The following is a 21,388-nucleotide window of genomic DNA, read 5'->3' on the forward strand; positions in this document are numbered from 1 at the left end:
GATGTAATATCAAGAATACAGATTGAGGAAATTATAAAAGAAGCAAAGCCTACACTCATATTTGTGGAACACGATAAGCGATTTGTAGAAGATATCGCTAATAAAATAATACAATTTTAAGTAAAATCCAAATCCCAGTTTGTAGTGCCTTAGACTTTTATCATCATACGACATTCCCCTTGCCAGTTTCTCTCCTGCAATGAACGTTAAGGCTCTTTTATTGATGCATGGTTATCATAAGGGTAGTCTTGATACACGTGAGACTGTCGTATTGATGTCAAGGGCTTAATAGGTGGGTGCATTTTTGCCCTTGTGCAGCAAGGCTTAGTGAGGGCTATTGTTAAAAGGTTTAGCGTGTGGCGGCTTTGGGCTGGGTTCTCGCGATTTTTGAGTGTGATTTTGGCTGTATGGTGGAAGATATCAACGCTCTAGGGTCGAGTGCACAGGATGTTAACGTACTTCGCTTGCGTTGAAAGCACACTGTGCTTTCAACTTTGAGCAAGCTCAGCGAATCGAAGTGCATTCGCGAATTATGTTTTAATCGCTCATGCAAGTCGATTCGCCACTTTGCACCCACCCTGTGAAGTGAGGATATACAGTATAGTTTGCGTAATTATTTATCACGCAAAAAACATGATAATAAAATTTATACAAGCAAAAAGAGATGTTACTCAAATGGCATAATTGTAAAAAGTCACTTTATAACATTCTCATATATCGTGGGGCTTAAATCTAAGCCCCACTTTTTATATTCAAAACTATTTTTTCAAATAAATAAAAGTCAAAGACTTTACATATTTAACGCTTATTCTTAGCTAAAATACCTGTTTTTAATATCATTCGTAAGCATGCACTGAACAAAAAAATACAAAACAATATATTGCATATAAAAGGTGAAATACTGCGCGCAGTTATTGCGCCTAAGTTTACAGTAAATGTCGCAAAAATACCGATAATAATTCCTTCAGTAAAATGAGTATAATGGTAACGAGCATTAGCAATACTACCACTTATAGCTGTAGGAAGCGTGACAAGCAAAGCAGTTCCTCTTGCCATAAGGTCTCCCATGCCGAGCAAAAGTTGCACGCATGGCACTATAATTCCTCCGCCACCAACGCCTAAAATACCTGAAAAAATACCAGAAAAAACGCCTATAAATATAAGACATATAGCTTTTAAAAAACTAACATTAAAATCTACATTTCTTAACGGAATCCAAACTTGACTAGAACATATAACTAGTAATACAAAAAGTGTAAAACACCAAGGAAATATTTTTTTAGGCAAAATATGTGAAAAATATACCCCAATTTGTGATCCGAAAACTGAACCTATTATTAGAAAAAATGCTGATAAAAATGACACTTTGCCGTCTAAACCGTAAACAATGCTTCCACAAAGCGACGTTATAATTATGGCAACAAGAGAAGTAGCAGTAGCATGACGCTGATCAAATTTCATAAAAACAGTTAATGCAGGAACTATCACAATTCCCCCACCTACAGCGAACAATCCTGATAAAAAACCTGCTAATAGTCCAATGAAAACGATTAAAACAATATTATGGAAATTATATTTGGTTTTAAAAATATTTCTCAACATATATCTTTTCTTCACAAATTACCTCCTCGTACTTTATCCACTACTTTTACTAGATTATATGAAAAATAGAATATTTCCATATTAGTTCAATTGTAATTTATGTATTTATTTATCTAATTAACGTAAGTAATGGATAATAAGAAGTTTATCGCAGAGACGAAAGATGTTCGTTTAACGGTGAAACGCGCTGATACCTTTGGCGTGAGCTTTGTTAACTGTGAACAAGATATGTTGAGGGTTGAGGAAGCGCAAAATGTTATAAGGCTTATTCAAACTAAAAAAGTCTCAGCTTCGAATTGGCTGAGGTGGTTTACTCAGGGTATGCCTGAAATTGTTGTGAGTTTGCCACATGATGTGGAAGTTTGTGAGGTTGAATCTGATTCTAATCAAGTGCTCATCACGGATATTGAGATTGGTAAGCTTTATGTAGAAGTGAACAATGGCTTTGTATCCACTGGAGAAAGATAAAATTCATATTTAATGAAATTGACAATCAGGCCTTATGGAGGGTTTTATGGCTGAGATTTGGGATGCGTATAATAAAGAATTTAATAAATTAAAGAATATTACATTAGTGAGAGGAGAACCAATTCCTGACGGCATGTATCATTTGGTGGGCGAAGTAATTGTTAAACATATAGATGGGACTTACCTTATTATGCAAAGAGATTTTGAAAAGAAATTCGGTGGAATGTGGGAGTTGACAGCAGGTGGTTCTGCATTGCAATATGAAACACCATTAGAATGTGCAGTAAGAGAATTAAAAGAAGAAACAGGTATTGAAGCTTCAAAAATTATGGAGATCGGAAGATTTGTGCAGGATGTTTACCACTCTCTTTATGTTGAATATCTATGCGTAACCGATTGTAAGAAAAATGCAATTGCTCTTCAAAAAGGAGAAACGGTTAATTATAAGTGGGTAGATAAAAAGAGCCTTTTGGAAATGAGCCAAGACGAGTTAGTATCATCAAGGGCAATCAAACTTATTAAAACAGTAGATATATAAATTCAAGTTTGGCTGTTTGAGGGAAGATATCAACGCTCTATGGTCGAGTGAACAGGATGTTAACGTACTTCGCTTGCGTTGAAAGCACACTGTGCTTTCAACTTGAGCAAGCTCAGCGAATCGAAGTGCATTCGCGAATTATGTTTTAATCGTTCATGCAAGTCGATTCGCCACTTTGCACCCAGGCTGTGAAGTGGTAAAATATAGCTCAAAAGTTAAAATGAGGCCTGATTATTAGTATGTGTACGAGGAGGTGTTTAAGGAATGGATAAGCTCGTTCGTTTTTGCCGTGAAGTAGCGACATTCGGCTTGACGGTTGCCTTAATCGCGATGCTGGTTGCCTTAATATGGGGTGGCACACTTGCTATTAGAATTGGTTTTACCTCTTTTGCTATTGGTGTCACAGTGATCTCGCTTAAGACTGTCCTTCGAAAGACTGATTGATTTTGTTTGGTTCAAGTCAATAGTTGAATATCTCACGTTGGGTGACTATTACTGATCTCTGTCAGTAATAGTCACTTCTTTTTATGAATCTTAAGTCAGGCTCAATGTCCGTCCTGTTTAGCCGATTACCCTAATACCATGTGTTAGATGGGGTGATGATAGGACATATACTACAAAATTTTTGCCTGAAAAGATTGCGTTCTTAGGTGTTGAGAGGCACTCAATTGTTTCTGTTGGTAGTTATGGTCAATTGAAGAACAGAGTTAACAGATACTATTTTGAAGCTGGTATGGACTCTATGATGGAAGAATTGGAGACTGAAGTAGTTCTTGTGTATAGTAAAATGCCAGATGAAATTAAAGAGAAATATTTGAAAACTCAATTTGTTGAATATGAAGATTGAAGTAGCATAGTGAAAAACTAATGGGGGCATGATGGGACAGGATTAAATAATGATCCGTGGAAGGAATAGTTGTGAATAAGTTTGAATTGTTTTCTATGATTTATTACGCGTTAAATCATTATTGGAAAGAAAATAAAAGTGAAGAATTGACTTCATTTTTAAGTGATATGAATCCTTTTTTATTTGATGATATTGGCTCTGCTGTTCCTTCTGTGTATGCAAAGTATAGTTTGCTAGTAAATAAAGAGATCAGCATTGATAATAGTTTTAGTATTGCTTGTAAGTATGTTAAAAGTTTAGGTTTGCAGGCTGTAACGGATGTATTTGCTTGCGTTAGTGAGGATGATTGGAAAGCACGGTGTGTAAAATACATGTCATCAAATCATAAAGGGCAAAATATTTAGTGTACGGAGCAATTCTTTTGCCGCGTGTTTTTTACTCGTAAAAGATAAGTTGACCATTTTGGGCGTAATTTTAAAGTTGAACTTGAAATTTACGCCCAAAATGTATACCCTATTATGAAAAGGGAGTCTTTTATGATAAAAAGAAAAGTTGCTGAAAAGTTGGTACAAGTTTCCAAGCAAGTGCCTGTAGTTACTGTAATTGGACCGAGACAATCTGGTAAAACTACCCTAGTAAAGGAGTGTTTTCCAGAATACAATTACGTCAATTTAGAAGATCCTTTTACTAGAGCGTTAGCTACAGAAGATTACCGAGGATTTTTTGCAAGCTACAAAGAACCTCTTATTATAGATGAAGTTCAGCGAGTGCCTGAGCTTCTTTCAGCAGTGCAAGTTATGGTTGACGAGGACAGAGAGAGAAATGGACGATTTATACTAACTGGAAGTCATCAATCAACCCTGCAAAAAGAAATTTCTCAATCTTTAGCAGGTAGAACGAGCATAGTAACGCTTCTCCCATTAAGCATGGATGAACTTGCCGAAGATGGCCGTCTAGGTAAATTATCTGCCGATAAGTTATTGATTCAGGGTTTTATGCCTGAATTGTATAGAGAAAATTCAAGAGAAAGCAGTGTGTATTATCGCGATTATTTGAATACCTATGTGGAAAAAGATTTACGCGAAATGTTGGAAGTTAAGAATTTGGATAAGTTTCTACGATTCTTAACCTTGCTTGCAGGCAGAGTTGGGCAAGTTGTAAATTTGTCTTCTATGTCTGGAGATGTTGGCGTTTCATCTGCAACTTTGTCGCAATGGCTGTCAGTACTTGAGGCATCTTATATAGTGTATAAGTTACAGCCATATTTTTCTAACATTTCAAAGCGACACACAAAATCGCCAAAAATCTATTTTACAGAAATTGGATTGGCTTCATACCTATTGGGAATTGAAACAGAAAATCAAGCGAATAGAGATCCGTTACGGGGAAATCTTTTTGAAAATCTAATCGTTTCGGAAGTCCTAAAATCTAGATTGAATGAGAATAAAACTCCTCAGCTGTTTTACATGAGAACAGAAAAAGGTATAGAGGTGGATTTGATTATAAAGAAAGAAAATGCTTTATATCCAATCGAAATAAAAACATCAATGACACCTAATAGATCGTTTTCTAAGAATTTGCTATCTTTTGTAGATGCAGAAGAAAATGCAAAGAATCCTAAAATTATTTACACAGGACAGTCATACCCACAATTTAATGGCGTTGAGTATGTTAACTTCAAGGACACGAAAAACTACCAGATGTTCTAGATGACGCTGGTGTAAATGCTTATGCATTGTCAAGCGAAATAAACAGACGGTCGTTACTATGGGATTGAAATTTCTACGAACTGAGTCATCTGTGCTGTGTGGCTTTACTGGTGTATTAGTAGGACGCTTGGCGGATTTTAGTTCCGATGTTTGGCGGCGTTCGTGAGGACGATTGGAAAATGCTGCGCGAACATGAGAGAAAACAAATTGGCGGTCGGTTGCGCTTATTTGTCGGCAGAAATTGCGCTTTCAACGGAAATTGCCAATCGCACTTGCTACTACGCAACTGCTGTTTTAGCTATAATTTCACCATGATCATGATGAATTCGAGTTTGAAATGGAGATGTTTTTATGATTTTAGCAGATAAAATATTGGAACTGCGTAAACAAAACGGTTGGCCGTTGGCCGCATTGACTTACGGAGTAATAGAAGTAGTGCTCAAAGCGTGGAGGCTCGGAAAGAAATAAGTGACTTTCAGCGTCGATTTTGTGGCGAATAACAGGTGTTATCCAGACGAAATATGGTATGCTTGCGCTTATATTACCCCCCCCCCAAGGAGTGAAAGTATGATTAAAAATGTCGTACATATAGGCTTTACCGTCGTGGGTGCGGACATTTTTTAGACAGCCGCCCCAGCCTTCTTCTGTTCTCGATAAGATTTATTCCTCCAAGTTATCAAGTCTCTTATTTGATGGCTGGTGAAGAGACTCGTAGTAGGGAATTTGGTGTTTATCGATTGGTTAAGGATAATTATCCTAAATATGTTTTATTGATGGATACAATGAATTTTTCGCAAGAAGGTATTATACACAAATATTTACCAGATTTTCTAAAGGAGTAAACTATGGAACATAATTGCGGATTTATTAACGATAAAAAAGCATTTAGATATAGAGCAGCAGCCATCATAGTCGAAGAAGGTTGTGTGCTATTTGCAAGAAATGATGAGGACGACTATTTCTACTCAGTTGGCGGAGCGGTTCACATGGGCGAGACGTCAGAAGAAGCCGTTAAGAGAGAAGTATTTGAAGAGACAGGTCTTAATTACGAGGTCGATCACCTTGCCGTCATACACGAGAACTTCTTCATCGGCAGCTCTGGCTTAAAAGGAGTAGACTTCCATGAGCTGACATTCTACTACATGATGAAACCCATGGGCAAAAGAGATTTTACGAGCCAAAGCACTACAGAGTCAGGTGCTAAAGAGACAATGCATTGGTTACCTATAGATGAGCTTGATAAGTGCAAGGCTTACCCGACATTTATGAAAGAATATCTTAAATCGGAGCATAGCGGAATAGAGCATATAATTTCAGATGAAAGATATTAATGAATCCCGCTATTATGGCGAGAGATCGTTACATAAACATTATTTCATTGAAATTGACAAATAACCGCCAATAGTATATTACAATAATTAACAGTACCCGACCACCTCTTAGCAATGCGGACCAAGTCGGGTCTTTTGATTTTTGGTCTATAACCCAGCTTTTTACTGGTTGCATTGGCTTGCTAAAGGCAGTCCTGAGGTCATTGTTACGTTGCCAGAGAATGTTGATTTTTGTGAGATTGAAGCTGAGTCTAATCAAGTATTAGTAGCAGATATTAAAGCTGACAAGATTTATGCAGAAGTTAATAACGGCAGGGTGGAAGCAAGGAATGCTCAGGCGAATGATGTTTTTCTAAAGTGTCTTAATGGTTCTGCTGTGGCGAATAATGTTAAGGTTGTTGCTTCTTGCATGGTGGCACGTTAAATGGTACGAGTGTTTTAGAAGGAGAAATTACCAAAGGCGCATGTCTTGAAGTAGTTTGTGAGAATGGCGTGGCTGAAGTTTGTGATAAGCATAAAGCAAATCTTGGGCGCAAAACAAATGGATGTGCTCACTATGCTGTGCACTGCTTGAATGGAAAAGCTGTAGTGAAGTAATACTGTTGTGGTGTTTTATGTCCGCTACTTTGACTAGTCACACGAAATAGAGCTTGGCATATTCTAAAAATGCTTTTAAATGTTGGAGTATTAGGCTTGGTGATTTTTAATCCAAGTGTAAAGGTCATTTTCGTTTGCCTTGCCTGATGCGACTTTGAGAATAATATCAATCAGTTCTTCATTTAGCAAGTTCCTCATAAACTTTTTTGTTCTTTTTGATGAACATGTTGGATAAAGCCATAACTTCATCGTCTGATGGAACAGTAACTTTTTCAGTTTTGGCTTTTGGGAATTCTAAAATTACGTAGCGAGGAGCGTTGTTTTTCAAAATAACAGCTGATCCGTATGTGTCAACAAGTCGCGCAACTTTGGAAAAGTTTTGATTTGCTTCGGAAATAGAAACGAGCGTGTCTGTATTTACATTCATATCAATAACCTCCATTTTTAGGAGAATTATAGTATATATTTTAGGATAAATAAATCCTAAGTATTTTGAGAGTTATTTTATAAATGCCATATAGCCTATGTGTGCTCTAGTTGCTTGTGTTTTTGGGGAACAAATCGGTTAAATAATCGTAAAAAAGTTCCCTACATTATTTGATTTCTCATGGTAATGGCTTGTTGGTTATTCCAGAAAATAAGGTTCCTGAGTTTAAGAAGTTGCTTGTTGAGTATTATGAAGGCGAAGATTTGCAGGTAATTGCTTCGTTTATGAGGAAATATTGTTGGAAGCATTAAACGTGCATGACGATATTAATTCTTCTGGTTCTTATGTTTCGTGAACCTTGCTGTTTATTAAAGAGTATAGTTTGCTAGTAAATGAAGAGATTAGTGTCGATAATCTAGACAAATTAATAAAAAAATAGTATATTTATTAAGATTATTACAGTAATCAGAGCGAATGGTAGATCTTGTTTACTTAATAATCTGTTTTATGATTATTTGATACAGAGTCGTGTTAGCGAAAAGGAGGCTAGTAGTGTTATGAGAAGTAAAACTATTTTTTGTAAAAACATTTTTCAAAGTTGTCTTGTTATGCTTCTGCTGCTAGGTTCTCTCTTTTCTCTTGCGGGATGTGCCGACGATGATGAGAAGGCGGCGCTTGCGTCGTATCATTGGGAAACAGTGGCGGTGTCTCAAGAAGAGTTTCGTATACCAGAAAACTATATGAATAAGGATGAGTTGTATCTCTTTGTGTCACGAGATATTCTGGATTCTCATTATGATTTGTCTAAAGTCACTCTTGGAGATAAGCCCATCAAATTAGTTGACTCACAGTTTAATTTGCCTAGTTCAGGGTATAAAGCTTTATTTTTGGTTGGAAAATTTGATTTAAAAGACAAGCCAAGCTCTGATGTTCTTAAAGTACCAGGGATTAATAAAACAGGTAATGTTGCTATAGGCTATAAGAAGCAATAGTAGTATTTTGCACTAAATTATTAGTGAGAATGTTGAAAGCGTATATATCAGTCGAGACATCCTATTCATGTAAATTGTATTGCAATATGCGATACAGTATTTTATGGTGTGTTTATGGAGATTGGTTGATATGGCAGTTACTAAAACAGCGAATGTGAATGTGAGAATACAAGAAAATATTAAGCAGCAGGCGGAGCAGATTCTGGAAACTATTGGAATTACTAGGGCTACTGCTATTGACATGTTTTATCGTCAAATCATTCTTAATAACGGTATTCCGTTTTCGCTTACTATTCCAAAGTCGCTTCCAGCACAAGATGATATGGATGAGAAAACGTTTAACGCGTTGATGGATAAAGGCTATGATCAGGCGGTTCAAGGTGATAGTTATTCGATAGATGATGTTTTTGAAGAGCTTGAACGATGATAGGAACAGAAAAATGTCAGATTCATCGATGAAAGAGAAGGAAAAGCAGGAACATATTCCCAGAGAGGAGAAAAATCCACTATATTGTGAATCACATGAGCAAATATGTGAGAACCTTAACAGTGCAAATAAGGAATTGCCAAAGTATAAGGTTTTGCGGCTGAGTGCGGAAATCTTTTCCATCTTAATGATTATTGGAACTGCTTTTATGGCGTCCAATAAGCTACAGCTTTTTGGATGGATCACTTATTGTTTTGCAATTCTGTTTCTTGTTGGAGTTTCTATTATTTGGGTTATTTGTGTTATTTGGCAGCGCAATATACACAGTCGTTTTCGGAGTGCGAATGTAGAGCGTAACAAATCTTTTCTTAGCTATGGTAAGCAACAGGGGAAGAGTAGAATCTCACTGGTTCTTTATTACTTTTTTGTGTTAAGTGGTATTCTAACTGCATTCTTTGGAATAACTGCGGTACGTCTTCCAAATCAGTGGCTTTTGCAGACTTGGGCGTATGTTATATGCGCGGCAATGCCAGTTGTTTGGATTATTACGATTGCTCTTGTATGTGTCTTCTATAATCTCTATCTTATTTCGCGTGTACGGAAGATAGGTATAAGAATTGTACTTCGTTGTCTACATGTTCTGCTTTGTGTGCTGATTATCTTAGGTCTTGGATTTTTTGACGTTTTGTTTATTGTTGGTAGATATTCTGTGAAACAAAATGATAATGGTACATACACAGAGCACGTGGATGATATGTATGCTCCTTTTGAGTATTATCTTTATAAGTCTGAAGGCCCATTTTTCCTTAAGTATCTTCGACCAATGAAAGATTCAAGTGATACTGATCCAAAAATAAGTGAATCTGAGTGGTATAGCAGAATCGATCGCAATAACAGGAAAGATACAAGATTAAAAGATACAAGATTAAAGGCTGAAGAGCCAGAGAAAAATTCCGATTTGCATGATGACACTGAGCGTGATTTAGAATCAAAGAGGGAAAGAAATGCAGCGCTTAAGATATTTGATAAGTATTTTGCGGCGAAAGGATTTACGTTTAAGGAGAGTTATACTGCGAAGGGGGATATGTATTTTGTTCTGAGTGAAAGCCGTTCGGACATTACTTATCTGCAGTATAACAGGGACTCTCAGGATGGAAAATGTGGTCTTTATATTCTGTTTAAGGCTTCAAAATCTTCAAATGGAAGCTGGTCGCCGAGTGATGCTCATATGCAGAACACTTATACTTATGAATATAGCACTGGACTAATTGCAAAGAGCAGTAGGGCATATTGGTAGTAGGGCAGAGTGGTAGTAGGCAGAATTGTTGGATGCCAGAATCGAAGAGTATCTGAAGATTGCCAGATAGTGATTGTCAGATAGTGATTGTCAGATAGTAGAATCCATATTTGCGTGCTCTAGTTGCTTATGTTTTAGGGAACAAATCGGTGTAAAAATTTTAAAAAAGTCCCCTACATTATTTGATTTCTTATGCTGTTACAGTTGGTAACTATAGTGTTTCACCTTGTTTCTTTTTCCGCTGTAAATTATTTGTTAGTTTGTAATTAGGCGGTATCTAAATCAAATATTTCAATACTAATTTGGTTTCCGTCAAGTAATTTCATGATGTGTAATAACTGATTTGAAAGGAGTTGTGTTATGAGTAGTGTTATATCTTTGGGAGAAAAAATTAGAAAGGCTCGTCTGGAAGCTGGGTTGACGCAGGAGGAGCTTTCGGAATTATTGATGGTATCTCGTGCTGCTGTAGCAAAATGGGAAACGAATCGGGGTTTGCCAGATATAGAGAATCTGAAATTTATTGCATCTGCTCTAAGCGTGAGTGTTGATTATCTTTTGGATGAGAACAATAGCGTTGATTTTTCTATTACTAAGAAACCTATTAATCTCAATAAATATGGTTTCGACGGTAGGTTGAGCGGTTTTAAGAAGCTGAAAATTAAAGAGCAGATTGTATTAGATGAATATCATGACTCAGAAATCAATATGCTAACTGTTGTTAAGACTTATAACAGTTCATCTGAGAAAATGGTGGATAATTTTGTTGGATGGTTTTCTACTCTCCTTGGAGGATTGCCATTGTTTGGCATATATGATTTCAGTAAAGCTGTTTCTACTCTTGGGGCTGATCAGTATTATTTGGTGGATAAAAAAGATAAGCAGTATTTCGTGCTTATAACTGATGAGTATATTATTAGCAGAATTATGGGGGTGGCGTTTAATAGTAAAAAGTTCCGTATTGGAGATAAAGAATTTATGAAAGTTGGTTTGCTTCGTAATAAGTAGTAAATGGGTGGAAAGAAAAATTTTATGTATTCAAAAAGCCTGCACTTATTGGAAAAATAAAAAAATTTTTCTTTAATAAAGCTTGTATGTGTGGTTTTTTTTTTAATAGTAATACTATTAAAGCTAAACAGCCTGGTATGGATTCTAATTTTAATAGAATTGTATTCTTATTAGAATTGCATATTAAAAATAAGGAGAACTTATGAAATTAATTAGACCAGATAGTAAATATATTCAAGGTTATATAGAAGCAAATGAAGAAGATGAAATTTTTAGGCCGAATGCAGAAAGACGTTTTATACACCCTGAGACAATTATAGAGAGTTCTTATAACTATGAACATGGTATAAATTTACCTGAAAATTATGTTAAAGCTACTACATTTTGGCTGATAGATAATGAAAAATTTATTGGTGAAATTAATATTAGGCATGAATTAAATTCTTTTTTAATTAACTATGGTGGTCACATAGGGTACGAGATTAGACAGTCTGAATGTATGAAGGGCTATGGAACGAAAATGCTTTCTATGGCACTTACATATTGTAAAGAGACTTTGAATCTACATAAAATTTTGATTACATGCGATGATGACAATATTGGCTCGATACGAGTTATAGAAAATAATGGTGGAATTTTAGAAAACAAAGTGAAAAATAGCTTATCAAGAGGAAATGTTACGACAAGAAGGTATTGGATTAATATATAGGAGAAGATGATGAGTGAGATGAAGGTAAGGCCAGTGCTTTTTAAGCATGCTTTTTGGGGTCATGTGATTACAGAAACTGTTGCTGGCGTTTGCACTCTTATTATTGCGTTGCTTGTACAGCAGTTCGTAGGCCACCGCGTACTAGGTTGGGAAACTGTGGTCATACTCGCGTTGAGTGTTGTGGTGTTTTCGCTGCTAAGTGCAGCGTATCTTCAGTGGAATAGGCATCGTAGACCAGATGACGGGTCTGGTGATTTGCTTATTGGAATCATCGATTTTGTGCTCAGGCTTCTGGTGACTTCTGGTATTGCTTTATTGCTTGTTTCCGATATCACGCTGCTAAGCATTATTATTGGTGCAGCGATTACTAGTGTGTTGCTGTTTGTTTTTGAAAAGCCTTGGCAACGCGGGATGACGGATGCGCAATTACAGGAAGCTTCACAGAAAGCTGTTGAGCTTGGCGTTCAAATGCTTGAAGAAGAGCGCGTAAAGCGCGCGAGGTGAGCAACATGATTGCATTACAGCATGCGAGCACAGGTAAAACAGGCGTTCCTAGAGGTGTGTCTCTAACATTCTCCTCGTTAATCGTTGCGAATATGCTGATGGAAGCAGTATACGATGTCGTCATATTTGTGCTTGCATTGATGTTGCAATGGTGGATGCTTTGTACTATCGCTGGCTGGTGCACGCTACTCGTCATGTTCTTGGGCAATATGCTATTTTCTTGCGCGGCAGCTGCGGTTATGGTTCTGATGGGCGCATTGAAGACTGATCAACAGAAATGCCCAACAAAAAGTTGGTCTTTTTTGACTATTTCTGTATTGCTTAGACTGCTTATCTTCGGTGTTCTCGCTTGGCTTCTTACACCGAGTTTGGCATGGGTGAGCGTAGTCGTTGGTATTGTGCTTACCGATATTATTTTCGTTATCAAGCAGCACACTAAAAGGTGAATTTTTAATTTGTTTCGTTTATAATAGAAACAAATGTAAAAATGATAAATTTATCGACTATAATCGAAAAAGACTTGCAGCTGAGAATTTGGTGTTTATCTATGCACCCAAGGTGGTTTATGTAAAAGTAACTATAAAAGTAATTACAATAGAAGTCCAAAAAAGTCCTAGTTTTTGCTGCAAGAATCCCCGTGAAAGGGATAGCATAACCCTATTTCTATTTGTTACAAGTAAAACTTAGAACACCTTATACATTTTATGTGTTATCAAAAATAACAACAACAATTGTATGGCAAAAAATTATTGGATAGAATGAGTATTAAACCTATTTGGTGTGCGACTCCGTGGAGTGAGTGAGGAGGATATTCTTATGTACAAGGTTCTTATGTTCGTGCTGAAGTTGGTTATGTTTACAGCTGTGAATTTTATGTTCCTTTACTTGTCGATGGTGGTATACGGCCATGATTTTGGTGTGATGTTCAAAACGTATGGAAATGCGCTCGGTCCGCTTATGTTTATGCTTGCTTTGATGACAACGATGTCGTTGCCTAATGAAGGAACTATTTTTGAGGGTAAGCGGCAAAAAAGTGTGTCTAAAAACCCGAGTTATCGTTGAAATACCAAGGAAAACTCGCTGTAGTTAAGCTGAAAAAGCTTAACATTTAGTATTACTTGACATTGAAAACAAAAGGGGCTTAGGACAATTTTTAGACATTTTGTGCAACCATAGCACGATGTTCCATAATTGTCTTTTAAGCCCCATTTTAATTCTGTGATTGTTGTAAAAATCAATATAAGTATGAATAGCTTGACGTAATTCTTCTGTACTATCCCAGCTGCTGCGACTTAGATAACAAATTGCGAGAAAGTTATGCAATGAGAACGTTATTTGCAATTTTTATATTGCGAGCATGCTGTTAGCGATTAAGCCCTCACTTTGGTGTAAATTCATTTCCTTCCCTTTATCCGATATTTTTACGTTCAAACTCAAACGAGAAAAATAAGTGGTGCTTCCCACCATCACGGCGCTTGATCGTACTATATGATGCAGTAATGCGAACATAAAAATCGTGTATGACAGTCAAAAAATCCCATTCATGTAAATTGTGTTGCAATATGCGATACAGTATTTTATGGTATGTGTATGGATGTTGATTGATATGGCATTCGTGAACTTAACGTTGTACATCAGTCTTGCAACAACGCTTTCTTAAGGTCTTCCATAGAGGAATACGATGGTACGTTAGGGTCTCTGGAAATTCTTCTAGCTTCTTGCATGGCCGCTAATGTTTCGGTATTAAACTTTGGGATTTCTACTTTAAAAGGAAGTCCTCCATGCAAAACGCATTGGCGTAAGAAGATGTTTACGGCACTTGACATATCGATGCCGAGTTTGCTAAACAGTTCATTTGCTTCTGTTTTGACATTACTATCAATACGAATTTGAGTAGGACTTGTTGTCATAGTATTAGCTCATTTTAAGACGATTATGATACGATTGGTATACGTTGTCAAGCGATAAATAGGCAATCACAAGCGTCGAGACTATAGTATTGATGTCAAGGGCAGATTAGGTGGGTGCATTTTTTAGGCTTTGTGCTTTTTGTTTCTTCTTCGTAAAAACTCTTTAACAATGATTGGAATTATAGTTGGGATACATTCAAGAGTAATAAAAAATGTAATGTACGTGCAAGTCCAGCTACTACCCAATTGCCGAGGAGACTCTTGTAATATCAATAAATCAATAGCAGGGGCGATAAGCGCGATAGCGATGGTTTTACAAACTCCTAAGTTTTCGAGTGTTTTTTGATTGACAACAATCGAGTAAAGAAGAATTTTTGTTAAACCAAGTGCATGAGCTATAACAATGAGTAAAAAGGGTGAGTCATAAACAATTTCCCAATCGAGTGATTTAAGAGAATTGATAATAAGTCCTAAAAGAGGGAGTAATAATGAAAAAAGGAATAATCGTATAGCTTGATATACAGATTTCTTCATAACTAACCTCCTTAAATTTATATAGTCAAGTGGATGCCTACTGTCATAGACAGACTATTTTTCACTCATTTTACGTTAATTTATCTTACTTAGAAAGTTGGGATAATCATATCCGATTAAAATCTAGCGGTCATGGGCAGACAGGACTTAAAGAACTGGATAAATACGGCATTGATTATCATATCGTGAAAACATATCCCAATGGGGTGAGGGTTGGATATGTGCCGAATTATAAGGCATCGAAAAAGAAGAATGGTGTTAATCAAGCGTGGTTTTCGGCTAGCTGGACAAGTAAGGGCATGGTCTTTTTGTTACAGCATCTAGGTTTTCGCAGAAAGCTAAGGATTATGCTGACAATCATCATATTATTTGGTTGATGGTGTGAAGCTTGCAAATCTTATGATTAAGCATAATTTTTGTGTTTCAACAAGAAAAACGTTTGAAATTAAAACGATTGATACTGATGCTTTGCTTGAATATCAAAATGAGTAGTGTTTTGTGTAAATTTTGTGACTTGATTTTATTATGTTTTAAGTTTATTAGCTGGTTTCTTACGGTTTTTGAATGCGATTTGGCTTTTAATATTACGGATAAGTGTAATTTTCTAATGCTAATGTTAATGCAGTGACATTGCAATGCCAATGCAATGTTGTATAATCATTGTAAGAAATAAGGGGTTATTATATGGCGAAAACAGCTAACTTGTATACTCGTATTGATCCGGAGTTAAAAGAGCAGGCAGAGTATATATTGAATTCTTTGGGTCTTCCCCCTTCGAGTGCTATTACCATGTTTTATAAGCAGGTTGTTTTACAGCAGGGGCTTCCTTTTGATGTGAAATTGGGTTATAGAGAGCCGCGTGATGTGAGTTCTATGACTCAAGGTGAGTTGAATGATGAGTTGGAAAAGGGGTATGAGTCGGTTTTATCTGGTGATGTGAAGCCTGCGGATAAGGTTTTTGCGTCCTTGCATAGGGCATAGGGTTCGTGTCGTGTGATAATTTTCTTATTTTTTATTTTGTTTTTGAAGAAAAGCATGAAGTTGTGGTTTCTCGTGTGCTTTATTGGAAAAGAGATATTGAGAAAGTTATAAATGGCAATTAAACCTTTTAACGATAGCCCTTCCTATCGTTAAAGCGTGAACTCACTTTGCCACACATCTGTTTATGTATGGAATAAAATCCTGTAGATTATCGGATGATTTTTAGTTACAATTATTTTGTAGATTGCATATATGCATTCTTTGCCCATAATTTACATCCCGTCAGTTTTATTAAACTCAAAGATGATTTGTGCTACGAGATGAATAAATATTAGGCAGATGATGGTGAAGAACAGGGTAAAGATTGAACATGAGAATCGTAGCTGCAATTAGGTAAAGATTAAGTTGTAGAGGAGGTATAAATGAAGCATATCAAGCATTATGCTTTTTTGACTGTGTTAGTTTGCCTTATGTCACTTATTTCAGGTTGTAAGAATCAAAATAGTTTTAGCGATAATAATAGAGAGCAAAAAACAGAAAATCAAAAGTCTGCAAGGAATGAAAAGCACTCAGAAAATAATGAAGATGTTGACTGGAAAGAGGTAACTGAAAATGGTGTTGATGAAACTTTGCTTATAAAAAACATAGATAAAAAGGTTCTCACGTATGTGGCTAAACAATTACAAAACCTATGCGACGAAATTGGTGAAAAGGGGCGCAAAGTTAAATACTATTGGCTGACAGGGCAATGGTATAACGATGTAATATATTCTAAACAATATAATGGTGTCTTGTTGTTAGGCAAAAAAGCAATGAAACCATTGTTCCTAATAATATATAAAAGCAAACAGGCTGGAATGTATGAATGGGTTTGTAGTAAAGCGTTAGATAAAATATCTGGTTTTGATTTCTCGGGATTAAATAATGGTGCAGGATGGAGTAATTCTAGAGAATTTTTAAAGGCATTTACAGATAAAATTATTGAACAAAAAATTAGCAAACAAAAAAATTAGCAACTCTCTGTTTACAATTGTCTTGGATGCTTACTAGGCAAGGTGAAACTGAGTATTATCAAGTCTATTATTTGTGATTGTTACTGGAGAAACTCGTAGTAGTTTTAGGATAGTTTCTCACGGTTTTAGATGCAATTTTTGCTTTTTTTTAAACAAGAGTATTGTGTTATTAAATTTGTCAAATAAGCTATTGGATTTGTGTAGTTTGTAGTGAATTATTTAAGTTTGGTAGCAATTTGAGAGTAGTTATGTAAGTTTGCATGTAAGTATTCATGTGAGTTTGCATTATTTTGAAAGAGTTTTAGGGGAGAGCTGGTTGCTGTGAAGTCAATTTTTAGCAAGAATAATATTTTTATTCGTATGAGATCTATTAGTCCAGCATTGCGCTGGGCGCTTGTTGGCTTCTGTTTTTCTATGCTTGGCAATCAGGCGTATGAAGGCTCGGTTTTGCCTTCGATTATTATTGTGGGCTTGCCGGCTTGGGTGATTGGTTTTCGTAAGACTTTTATGACGGTTGCCGATTTTCTTTCGCCATGCTCTGGTTGGATTGTTGATAAGCTTGGCGGTTTTCGCGCTCTTGCTATGACTGAAGGCGTAGAAGGCGTGCTCAGTTTGCTGCCGCTTCTTATGTTTGGCTCTTCTGCGTGGAAGTGGTCGCTTGTGGCTCTTTCTTGCGCATTGTTGATTACTGGTCAAGTGATTGATATTGCTAGCGAAGTTTTTGAGGTTGATGCTGCCGGCGGCGATGACGGCATGATTGTAAACTACAGTGGCATTGTGAGCGTTTTGGCGAGTGTTACAGGAACCTTGCTCGGCTCTCCGCTTGGATCTTGGATTGCAAGCTGGTCGATTCCTGCGGTTTTGGTTTTCTCATCCGTGACTTCTTTTGCGGCTTGCGCTACGCGATTTATTATGAAACAAGACATTGCGCAAGCGTCTTGCGAAGTAGAGGAAGCGTCGCAAGATGTAGAGAATGAATCGCAAGCGATTAGTGAAGAAGGAGAAGTATCGCAAGTATCGCAAGAAAATGACGTTGATTCCAAATCTACATCCAATAAATCTGCAGCTAAGCAATCTGCGAATCCATTAATCAAGAGTAAAATCATGCTTCTTGCTGGATCTCTTTTGGTTGCTTTTATTCCTGCATGCTCTGTTTCCTATATTCTTCTCGGTCTTGGTAAGCAATATGGTTCTAACTCTTTAACAGTATTGTATATTTTCACTGGTGTAGGAAGCGTGCTCGCGTCCGTTTTGTATGCGCATTCGTCTCAAAAACTCGGTTTAAGAAAAGTTGCGATTTTAGGTATTGCTGTGAGCTTAGCTGCTTATTGCTTTATGTTTATTAATCTTTTGCCAATGATGTGCTTCGCATTCTTACTTGAAGCGATTGGCGGAATGCTACTAGTAGAGCCGATTATTGTTGCGCGTCAGATTCTGTTTAAAGGAAGTGCGCTCGCTAAGTTTTCTGGTTGGGCGCGTCTCGCGTTTGCGATTGGTGCTACTACTGGATCTTGGATTGGATTTGCATTCTCGTCTACGTTCCAATGGCAGCTTTTGCCTATACTCGCGCTGATTTTCACAGCAGGATTGCTTGTTGTTTTGCCGCAGTTGCCAAACGCGAGCTACGCAGATTAGACGATTTGCATATATATGCACACTTATGTATAATCTGTAAAAAATAAAAATAAAAAATCTTGCGAGTATGAATACAAATAAAAGAGTATAAAATATTCTGCACAAACCAAATTACAGGAGACTCTCATGCACAAGATTATTCAAAAGTGGAATAACATTGACCTTATTCTGCGTATTGTTATTGGTCTTTTTCTAGGCGCTGCACTTGGCATTTTTGTGCCGGCTCACGTTTATGTGCTAGATCTTATGGGAAAGCTGTTTGTGAGCGCACTTAAATCCGTTGCGCCTATCTTGGTATTTTGCCTTGTGATTGGTGCGCTTGCAAAAGCAAAAAGTGTTGGAAACATGAAGCTTGTAATCGTGTTGTATGCACTTTCTACGTTTATTGCAAGCCTTATAGCTGTATGTGCAGCCATGATTTTCCCTGTTGACTTCACTTTTGCTCATGTTGCAGCAGCGTCTTCGCCGTCTCCTCAAGGAATCGGCGAAGTTCTTAATTCTCTTGTGCTAAATATTGTTGTAAACCCTGTAGATGCTCTTGCTAAGGGAAACTTTATTGGTATTTTATTCTGGGCAATCGCGTTTGGTGTAGCACTTCGCTTGGCTGAGCCTTCTACTAAAGCATTCTTTGACAACGTTTCGTCTGCTATTGGAAAAATTGTTCACTGGATTATTAACGCAGCACCTTTTGGCATTATGGGTCTTGTTTATACAACAGTGGCAAGCAATGGTCTTCGTATTTTTAGTGAATACGGTTCCGTTATTGCCTTGTTAGTAGGCACTATGGCTGTTGTTGCTTTGATTGTAAATCCTATTTTGGTTTTTGTGCTTACTGGAAAGAATCCGTATCCTCTTGTATTGAGAACATTGCGCGATTCTGGAGTTACAGCGTTCTTTATGCGTTCTTCTGCTGCAAATATTCCTGTAAACATGAATTTGTGTGAAAAACTCGGTTTTAATAAAGACAATTACTCGGTTTCTATACCACTTGGATCAACCATTAACATGAGTGGTGCTGCTATAACGATTTCGATTATGGCTTTGTGTGCTGCTCACACGCTCGGTATTTACGTTGATATTCCAACAGCTGTGATTTTGTCTGCGCTCTCTGCAGTTAGCGCTGCAGGCGCATCTGGAGTGGCTGGTGGCTCGCTTTTGCTTATACCTCTTGCGTGCTCGTCGTTTGGTATTTCAAACGATATTGCTATGCAAGTAGTTGCTATTGGCCTTATTATTGGCGTGATTCAAGATTCGTGCGAAACTGCGCTTAACTCTTCAACAGATGTTCTCTTTACGGCAGTTGGCGAATATCGCATGTGGCAGCGTGCAGGTCTTAAGTTTAAGATGGGCAAGGATCACGAGCCAGTGCAACTTAAAAAGTAGCTGTTGTAGCTGTTGTAGCGGTTGCATCTGTTATTAAGTATTATTATTAGTGCGCGTTCTTACGTTCTTACGTTTTAAATCGCGCACTTTTGCTATGTTTTGCGAGGTGTTATTGTAAATGAATCTAGCAGATGTTCAAATAAAAGAGTACGAAAAATATAATAGCAAAGATATTTTAAGACTATATGATTCTGTTGGTTGGTCTTCGTATACAGATGATTTAGTTGCTTTAGAAAATGGTTTTAACAATTCACTCAAGGTTTTAGCTGCGTATAAAAATGACGAGCTGGTTGGAATTGTTAGAGCTGTTGGTGATGGATATACGGTTGTTCTTATTCAGGATATTCTTGTTTTGCCAGAGTATCAAAGGCAGGGGATAGGGTCTGCTTTGTTAAAGGCGATTGTGGATTGTTATCCTAATGTTCGTCAAATTCAATTAACCACGGATTGTACTGAAAAAACTATTGCTTTTTATAAATCTGCTGGTTTTATTGAGTTGTCAGAAATCGAGTGCTGCGGTTTTATAAAAGACAGAGCATTATAGCGTATTAGGCTTTAGGGAAGTGGTAGGTTGTGTTTGCAGGAATGCTGCGATTTATCCACGCGTTTGCTGCGATTATACTTCCGCTTCCTATTGTGGTTTCTCCGCCTAAGATTGTTGCGTTTGCGTAAATTACAACATTATTTCCAATATTTGGATGCCGCTTTCCGCCTTTTACAGGATTCCCATCCTCGTCTAGCGCAAAACTTTTTGCACCCAGCGTTACGCCTTGGTAAAGCTTAACATGCTCGCCGATTACAGTTGTTTCGCCGATTACAATGCCAGTTCCGTGATCAATGCAAAAATATGCGCCAATTTTTGCTCCTGGATGAATGTCGATTCCAGTTTTTCTGTGCGCGTATTCGCTCATAAGTCTAGGAATTAGCGGTACGTTAAGTTCGTAGAGTGCGTGAGCTGTGCGGTGAATAAGCATTGCATAAAAACCAGGGTATGCGAGTGTGACTTCTACTTTGCTTGTGCAAGCAGGATCGCCTTCATATATGGCTTGAATATCTGTTAAAAGTAACTTTTTAATTGTAGGAAGAGTATTTATAAATTGATTGCAAGTTTCTCGAATTTTAACTGCGTCGTTTGTGTAGGATTGAAGTTCGTGGAATATAATGCGTTCTATAGTGTCCAAAGAGTTTGAAGTAACAGTATTCAAACTAGTATTGAGTTGCGTAGTATCGTTGCTTAAATTGCGCACATGCAACTCAGGCAAAAGTAGAGCCTGAGTCGCATGTATGAGTGCAATAATATTTCGGTAATTAGGTATGAATGTAGCTTGCCTTATGTCTGAATCGTGAATTGAGTTGAGTTTGCTTATAAGGTCAAGGTGATCATTCATACATTTCTCCTATTATTCTCTTGCTTGTTTTATTCGAGTGTTCGAAAGTGCGCTTGTAAATCTACTAAAAACGCACTTTCAAAACATCATT

26 protein-coding genes and 2 pseudogenes are annotated in these 21,388 nt (G+C 37.1%); 22 read left to right on the plus strand and 6 right to left on the minus strand.

The window, feature by feature from the left end; genetic code table 11:
- Positions 1 to 798: 798 nt before the first annotated feature.
- Positions 799 to 1,602: a sulfite exporter TauE/SafE family protein gene (locus ACLD5M_RS04410; protein WP_016828854.1), complete on the minus strand. Its 804-nt coding sequence runs from the start codon at positions 1,600 to 1,602 to the stop codon at positions 799 to 801.
- 129 nt (positions 1,603 to 1,731) lie between these two features.
- On the opposite strand from ACLD5M_RS04410, the gene ACLD5M_RS04415 reads away from it, so the two are divergent.
- From ACLD5M_RS04415 to ACLD5M_RS04455, 9 genes and pseudogenes are all read left to right on the plus strand, one after another.
- Positions 1,732 to 2,070 (plus strand): hypothetical protein, encoded by a 339-nt coding sequence (locus ACLD5M_RS04415; RefSeq protein ID WP_004134800.1) that lies wholly within the window; start codon positions 1,732 to 1,734, stop codon positions 2,068 to 2,070.
- 46 nt (positions 2,071 to 2,116) lie between these two features.
- On the plus strand, positions 2,117 to 2,608 hold the full coding sequence (locus tag ACLD5M_RS04420; protein ID WP_004134799.1) for an NUDIX hydrolase: 492 nt from the start codon (positions 2,117 to 2,119) through the stop codon (positions 2,606 to 2,608).
- Positions 2,609 to 2,872: 264 nt separating this feature from the next.
- The gene (locus ACLD5M_RS04425; RefSeq protein WP_285068934.1) at positions 2,873 to 3,052 is read left to right on the plus strand and encodes a hypothetical protein; all 180 of its coding nucleotides are present in this window, start codon (positions 2,873 to 2,875) and stop codon (positions 3,050 to 3,052) included.
- Positions 3,053 to 3,185: 133 nt separating this feature from the next.
- Complete coding sequence (locus ACLD5M_RS04430; RefSeq protein WP_410314706.1) at positions 3,186 to 3,455, plus strand: DUF4417 domain-containing protein; 270 nt, start codon at positions 3,186 to 3,188, stop codon at positions 3,453 to 3,455.
- 56 nt (positions 3,456 to 3,511) lie between these two features.
- Entirely contained in the window at positions 3,512 to 3,859 is a 348-nt protein-coding gene (locus ACLD5M_RS04435) for a hypothetical protein (protein ID WP_375168984.1), read from the plus strand.
- A 132-nt stretch (positions 3,860 to 3,991) separates the two neighbouring features.
- Positions 3,992 to 5,164, plus strand: a complete 1,173-nt coding sequence (locus ACLD5M_RS04440; protein WP_116793900.1) for an ATP-binding protein — start codon at positions 3,992 to 3,994, stop codon at positions 5,162 to 5,164.
- A 692-nt stretch (positions 5,165 to 5,856) separates the two neighbouring features.
- On the plus strand, positions 5,857 to 6,006 hold the full coding sequence (locus tag ACLD5M_RS04445) for a hypothetical protein (RefSeq protein WP_004134760.1): 150 nt from the start codon (positions 5,857 to 5,859) through the stop codon (positions 6,004 to 6,006).
- Positions 6,007 to 6,009: 3 nt separating this feature from the next.
- Positions 6,010 to 6,495, plus strand: a complete 486-nt coding sequence (locus ACLD5M_RS04450; RefSeq protein ID WP_004136341.1) for an NUDIX hydrolase — start codon at positions 6,010 to 6,012, stop codon at positions 6,493 to 6,495.
- Positions 6,496 to 6,652: 157 nt separating this feature from the next.
- A pseudogene (locus ACLD5M_RS04455) lies at positions 6,653 to 7,092 on the plus strand (hypothetical protein); the annotation flags it as partial.
- A 178-nt stretch (positions 7,093 to 7,270) separates the two neighbouring features.
- Here the strand turns inward: ACLD5M_RS04455 and ACLD5M_RS04460 are convergent.
- On the minus strand, positions 7,271 to 7,519 hold the full coding sequence (locus ACLD5M_RS04460) for a prevent-host-death protein (RefSeq protein WP_004136347.1): 249 nt from the start codon (positions 7,517 to 7,519) through the stop codon (positions 7,271 to 7,273).
- A gap of 170 nt (positions 7,520 to 7,689) precedes the next feature.
- Here ACLD5M_RS04460 and ACLD5M_RS04465 point away from each other — a divergent pair, with 170 nt between their 5' ends.
- The 8 genes and pseudogenes from ACLD5M_RS04465 (at position 7,690) to ACLD5M_RS04500 (ending at position 13,515) form a co-directional block, all read left to right on the plus strand.
- Positions 7,690 to 7,830, plus strand: coding sequence for a hypothetical protein (locus ACLD5M_RS04465; RefSeq protein WP_410314683.1), 141 nt, complete (start codon positions 7,690 to 7,692; stop codon positions 7,828 to 7,830).
- Between the two features lie 246 nt (positions 7,831 to 8,076).
- Positions 8,077 to 8,511, plus strand: a complete 435-nt coding sequence (locus ACLD5M_RS04470) for a hypothetical protein (protein WP_410314684.1) — start codon at positions 8,077 to 8,079, stop codon at positions 8,509 to 8,511.
- A 130-nt stretch (positions 8,512 to 8,641) separates the two neighbouring features.
- Positions 8,642 to 8,938, plus strand: coding sequence for a type II toxin-antitoxin system RelB/DinJ family antitoxin (locus tag ACLD5M_RS04475; RefSeq protein WP_004136353.1), 297 nt, complete (start codon positions 8,642 to 8,644; stop codon positions 8,936 to 8,938).
- Positions 8,939 to 8,951: 13 nt separating this feature from the next.
- Positions 8,952 to 10,235, plus strand: coding sequence for a YcxB family protein (locus tag ACLD5M_RS04480; protein WP_410314685.1), 1,284 nt, complete (start codon positions 8,952 to 8,954; stop codon positions 10,233 to 10,235).
- Between the two features lie 360 nt (positions 10,236 to 10,595).
- Positions 10,596 to 11,240, plus strand: coding sequence for a helix-turn-helix transcriptional regulator (locus ACLD5M_RS04485; protein ID WP_004136357.1), 645 nt, complete (start codon positions 10,596 to 10,598; stop codon positions 11,238 to 11,240).
- A 202-nt stretch (positions 11,241 to 11,442) separates the two neighbouring features.
- On the plus strand, positions 11,443 to 11,949 hold the full coding sequence (locus ACLD5M_RS04490) for a GNAT family N-acetyltransferase (RefSeq protein WP_004136359.1): 507 nt from the start codon (positions 11,443 to 11,445) through the stop codon (positions 11,947 to 11,949).
- Positions 11,950 to 11,958: 9 nt separating this feature from the next.
- Positions 11,959 to 12,899: pseudogene (locus ACLD5M_RS04495) on the plus strand (hypothetical protein).
- Positions 12,900 to 13,269: 370 nt separating this feature from the next.
- Positions 13,270 to 13,515, plus strand: coding sequence for a hypothetical protein (locus ACLD5M_RS04500; protein WP_116793902.1), 246 nt, complete (start codon positions 13,270 to 13,272; stop codon positions 13,513 to 13,515).
- Positions 13,516 to 13,554: 39 nt separating this feature from the next.
- Here ACLD5M_RS04500 and ACLD5M_RS04505 read toward each other — a convergent pair whose 3' ends face one another.
- From ACLD5M_RS04505 to ACLD5M_RS04515, 3 genes are all read right to left on the minus strand, one after another.
- Positions 13,555 to 13,794: an IS3 family transposase gene (locus ACLD5M_RS04505; protein ID WP_410314686.1), complete on the minus strand. Its 240-nt coding sequence runs from the start codon at positions 13,792 to 13,794 to the stop codon at positions 13,555 to 13,557.
- A gap of 293 nt (positions 13,795 to 14,087) precedes the next feature.
- Complete coding sequence (locus tag ACLD5M_RS04510) at positions 14,088 to 14,363, minus strand: type II toxin-antitoxin system RelB/DinJ family antitoxin (RefSeq protein WP_116793903.1); 276 nt, start codon at positions 14,361 to 14,363, stop codon at positions 14,088 to 14,090.
- 123 nt (positions 14,364 to 14,486) lie between these two features.
- The gene (locus tag ACLD5M_RS04515; RefSeq protein WP_004136366.1) at positions 14,487 to 14,897 is read right to left on the minus strand and encodes a hypothetical protein; all 411 of its coding nucleotides are present in this window, start codon (positions 14,895 to 14,897) and stop codon (positions 14,487 to 14,489) included.
- A 684-nt stretch (positions 14,898 to 15,581) separates the two neighbouring features.
- Between ACLD5M_RS04515 and ACLD5M_RS04520 the strand changes: the two genes are divergently transcribed.
- From ACLD5M_RS04520 to ACLD5M_RS04540, 5 genes are all read left to right on the plus strand, one after another.
- The gene (locus tag ACLD5M_RS04520; RefSeq protein WP_016636925.1) at positions 15,582 to 15,878 is read left to right on the plus strand and encodes a type II toxin-antitoxin system RelB/DinJ family antitoxin; all 297 of its coding nucleotides are present in this window, start codon (positions 15,582 to 15,584) and stop codon (positions 15,876 to 15,878) included.
- A gap of 422 nt (positions 15,879 to 16,300) precedes the next feature.
- Positions 16,301 to 16,891: a hypothetical protein gene (locus tag ACLD5M_RS04525; RefSeq protein ID WP_116793904.1), complete on the plus strand. Its 591-nt coding sequence runs from the start codon at positions 16,301 to 16,303 to the stop codon at positions 16,889 to 16,891.
- A gap of 321 nt (positions 16,892 to 17,212) precedes the next feature.
- The gene (locus tag ACLD5M_RS04530) at positions 17,213 to 18,526 is read left to right on the plus strand and encodes an MFS transporter (protein WP_410314687.1); all 1,314 of its coding nucleotides are present in this window, start codon (positions 17,213 to 17,215) and stop codon (positions 18,524 to 18,526) included.
- A gap of 126 nt (positions 18,527 to 18,652) precedes the next feature.
- Entirely contained in the window at positions 18,653 to 19,909 is a 1,257-nt protein-coding gene (gene sstT, locus ACLD5M_RS04535) for a serine/threonine transporter SstT (RefSeq protein WP_410314688.1), read from the plus strand.
- 118 nt (positions 19,910 to 20,027) lie between these two features.
- Positions 20,028 to 20,453, plus strand: coding sequence for a GNAT family N-acetyltransferase (locus ACLD5M_RS04540; RefSeq protein WP_004136380.1), 426 nt, complete (start codon positions 20,028 to 20,030; stop codon positions 20,451 to 20,453).
- A gap of 4 nt (positions 20,454 to 20,457) precedes the next feature.
- Here the strand turns inward: ACLD5M_RS04540 and epsC are convergent, their stop codons facing one another.
- Positions 20,458 to 21,297 (minus strand): serine O-acetyltransferase EpsC, encoded by an 840-nt coding sequence (gene epsC / locus ACLD5M_RS04545; protein WP_116793907.1) that lies wholly within the window; start codon positions 21,295 to 21,297, stop codon positions 20,458 to 20,460.
- Between the last annotated feature and the right edge of the window lie 91 nt (positions 21,298 to 21,388).

Origin of the sequence: Gardnerella sp. Marseille-Q9185, from assembly GCF_046508745.1 — a bacterium.
In the GTDB taxonomy this organism is placed as follows: Bacteria; Actinomycetota; Actinomycetes; order Actinomycetales; family Bifidobacteriaceae; genus Bifidobacterium; species Bifidobacterium greenwoodii.

Bases quoted from the DNA above. Each gene is read 5' to 3' on its own strand.
- epsC (WP_116793907.1), bottom strand. From the start codon at position 21,297: ATGAATGATCACCTTGACCTTATAAGCAAACTCAACTCAATTCACGAT.
- ACLD5M_RS04475 (WP_004136353.1), top strand. From the start codon at position 8,642: ATGGCAGTTACTAAAACAGCGAATGTGAATGTGAGAATACAAGAAAAT.
- ACLD5M_RS04480 (WP_410314685.1), top strand. From the start codon at position 8,952: ATGTCAGATTCATCGATGAAAGAGAAGGAAAAGCAGGAACATATTCCC.
- ACLD5M_RS04510 (WP_116793903.1), bottom strand. From the start codon at position 14,363: ATGACAACAAGTCCTACTCAAATTCGTATTGATAGTAATGTCAAAACA.
- ACLD5M_RS04540 (WP_004136380.1), top strand. From the start codon at position 20,028: ATGAATCTAGCAGATGTTCAAATAAAAGAGTACGAAAAATATAATAGC.
- ACLD5M_RS04525 (WP_116793904.1), top strand. From the start codon at position 16,301: ATGAAGCATATCAAGCATTATGCTTTTTTGACTGTGTTAGTTTGCCTT.
- ACLD5M_RS04440 (WP_116793900.1), top strand. From the start codon at position 3,992: ATGATAAAAAGAAAAGTTGCTGAAAAGTTGGTACAAGTTTCCAAGCAA.
- ACLD5M_RS04410 (WP_016828854.1), bottom strand. From the start codon at position 1,602: ATGTTGAGAAATATTTTTAAAACCAAATATAATTTCCATAATATTGTT.
- ACLD5M_RS04445 (WP_004134760.1), top strand. From the start codon at position 5,857: ATGGCTGGTGAAGAGACTCGTAGTAGGGAATTTGGTGTTTATCGATTG.
- ACLD5M_RS04520 (WP_016636925.1), top strand. From the start codon at position 15,582: ATGGCGAAAACAGCTAACTTGTATACTCGTATTGATCCGGAGTTAAAA.
- ACLD5M_RS04500 (WP_116793902.1), top strand. From the start codon at position 13,270: ATGTACAAGGTTCTTATGTTCGTGCTGAAGTTGGTTATGTTTACAGCT.
- ACLD5M_RS04420 (WP_004134799.1), top strand. From the start codon at position 2,117: ATGGCTGAGATTTGGGATGCGTATAATAAAGAATTTAATAAATTAAAG.
- ACLD5M_RS04415 (WP_004134800.1), top strand. From the start codon at position 1,732: ATGGATAATAAGAAGTTTATCGCAGAGACGAAAGATGTTCGTTTAACG.
- ACLD5M_RS04515 (WP_004136366.1), bottom strand. From the start codon at position 14,897: ATGAAGAAATCTGTATATCAAGCTATACGATTATTCCTTTTTTCATTA.
- ACLD5M_RS04470 (WP_410314684.1), top strand. From the start codon at position 8,077: ATGAGAAGTAAAACTATTTTTTGTAAAAACATTTTTCAAAGTTGTCTT.
- ACLD5M_RS04425 (WP_285068934.1), top strand. From the start codon at position 2,873: ATGGATAAGCTCGTTCGTTTTTGCCGTGAAGTAGCGACATTCGGCTTG.
- sstT (WP_410314688.1), top strand. From the start codon at position 18,653: ATGCACAAGATTATTCAAAAGTGGAATAACATTGACCTTATTCTGCGT.
- ACLD5M_RS04450 (WP_004136341.1), top strand. From the start codon at position 6,010: ATGGAACATAATTGCGGATTTATTAACGATAAAAAAGCATTTAGATAT.
- ACLD5M_RS04490 (WP_004136359.1), top strand. From the start codon at position 11,443: ATGAAATTAATTAGACCAGATAGTAAATATATTCAAGGTTATATAGAA.
- ACLD5M_RS04485 (WP_004136357.1), top strand. From the start codon at position 10,596: ATGAGTAGTGTTATATCTTTGGGAGAAAAAATTAGAAAGGCTCGTCTG.
- ACLD5M_RS04460 (WP_004136347.1), bottom strand. From the start codon at position 7,519: ATGAATGTAAATACAGACACGCTCGTTTCTATTTCCGAAGCAAATCAA.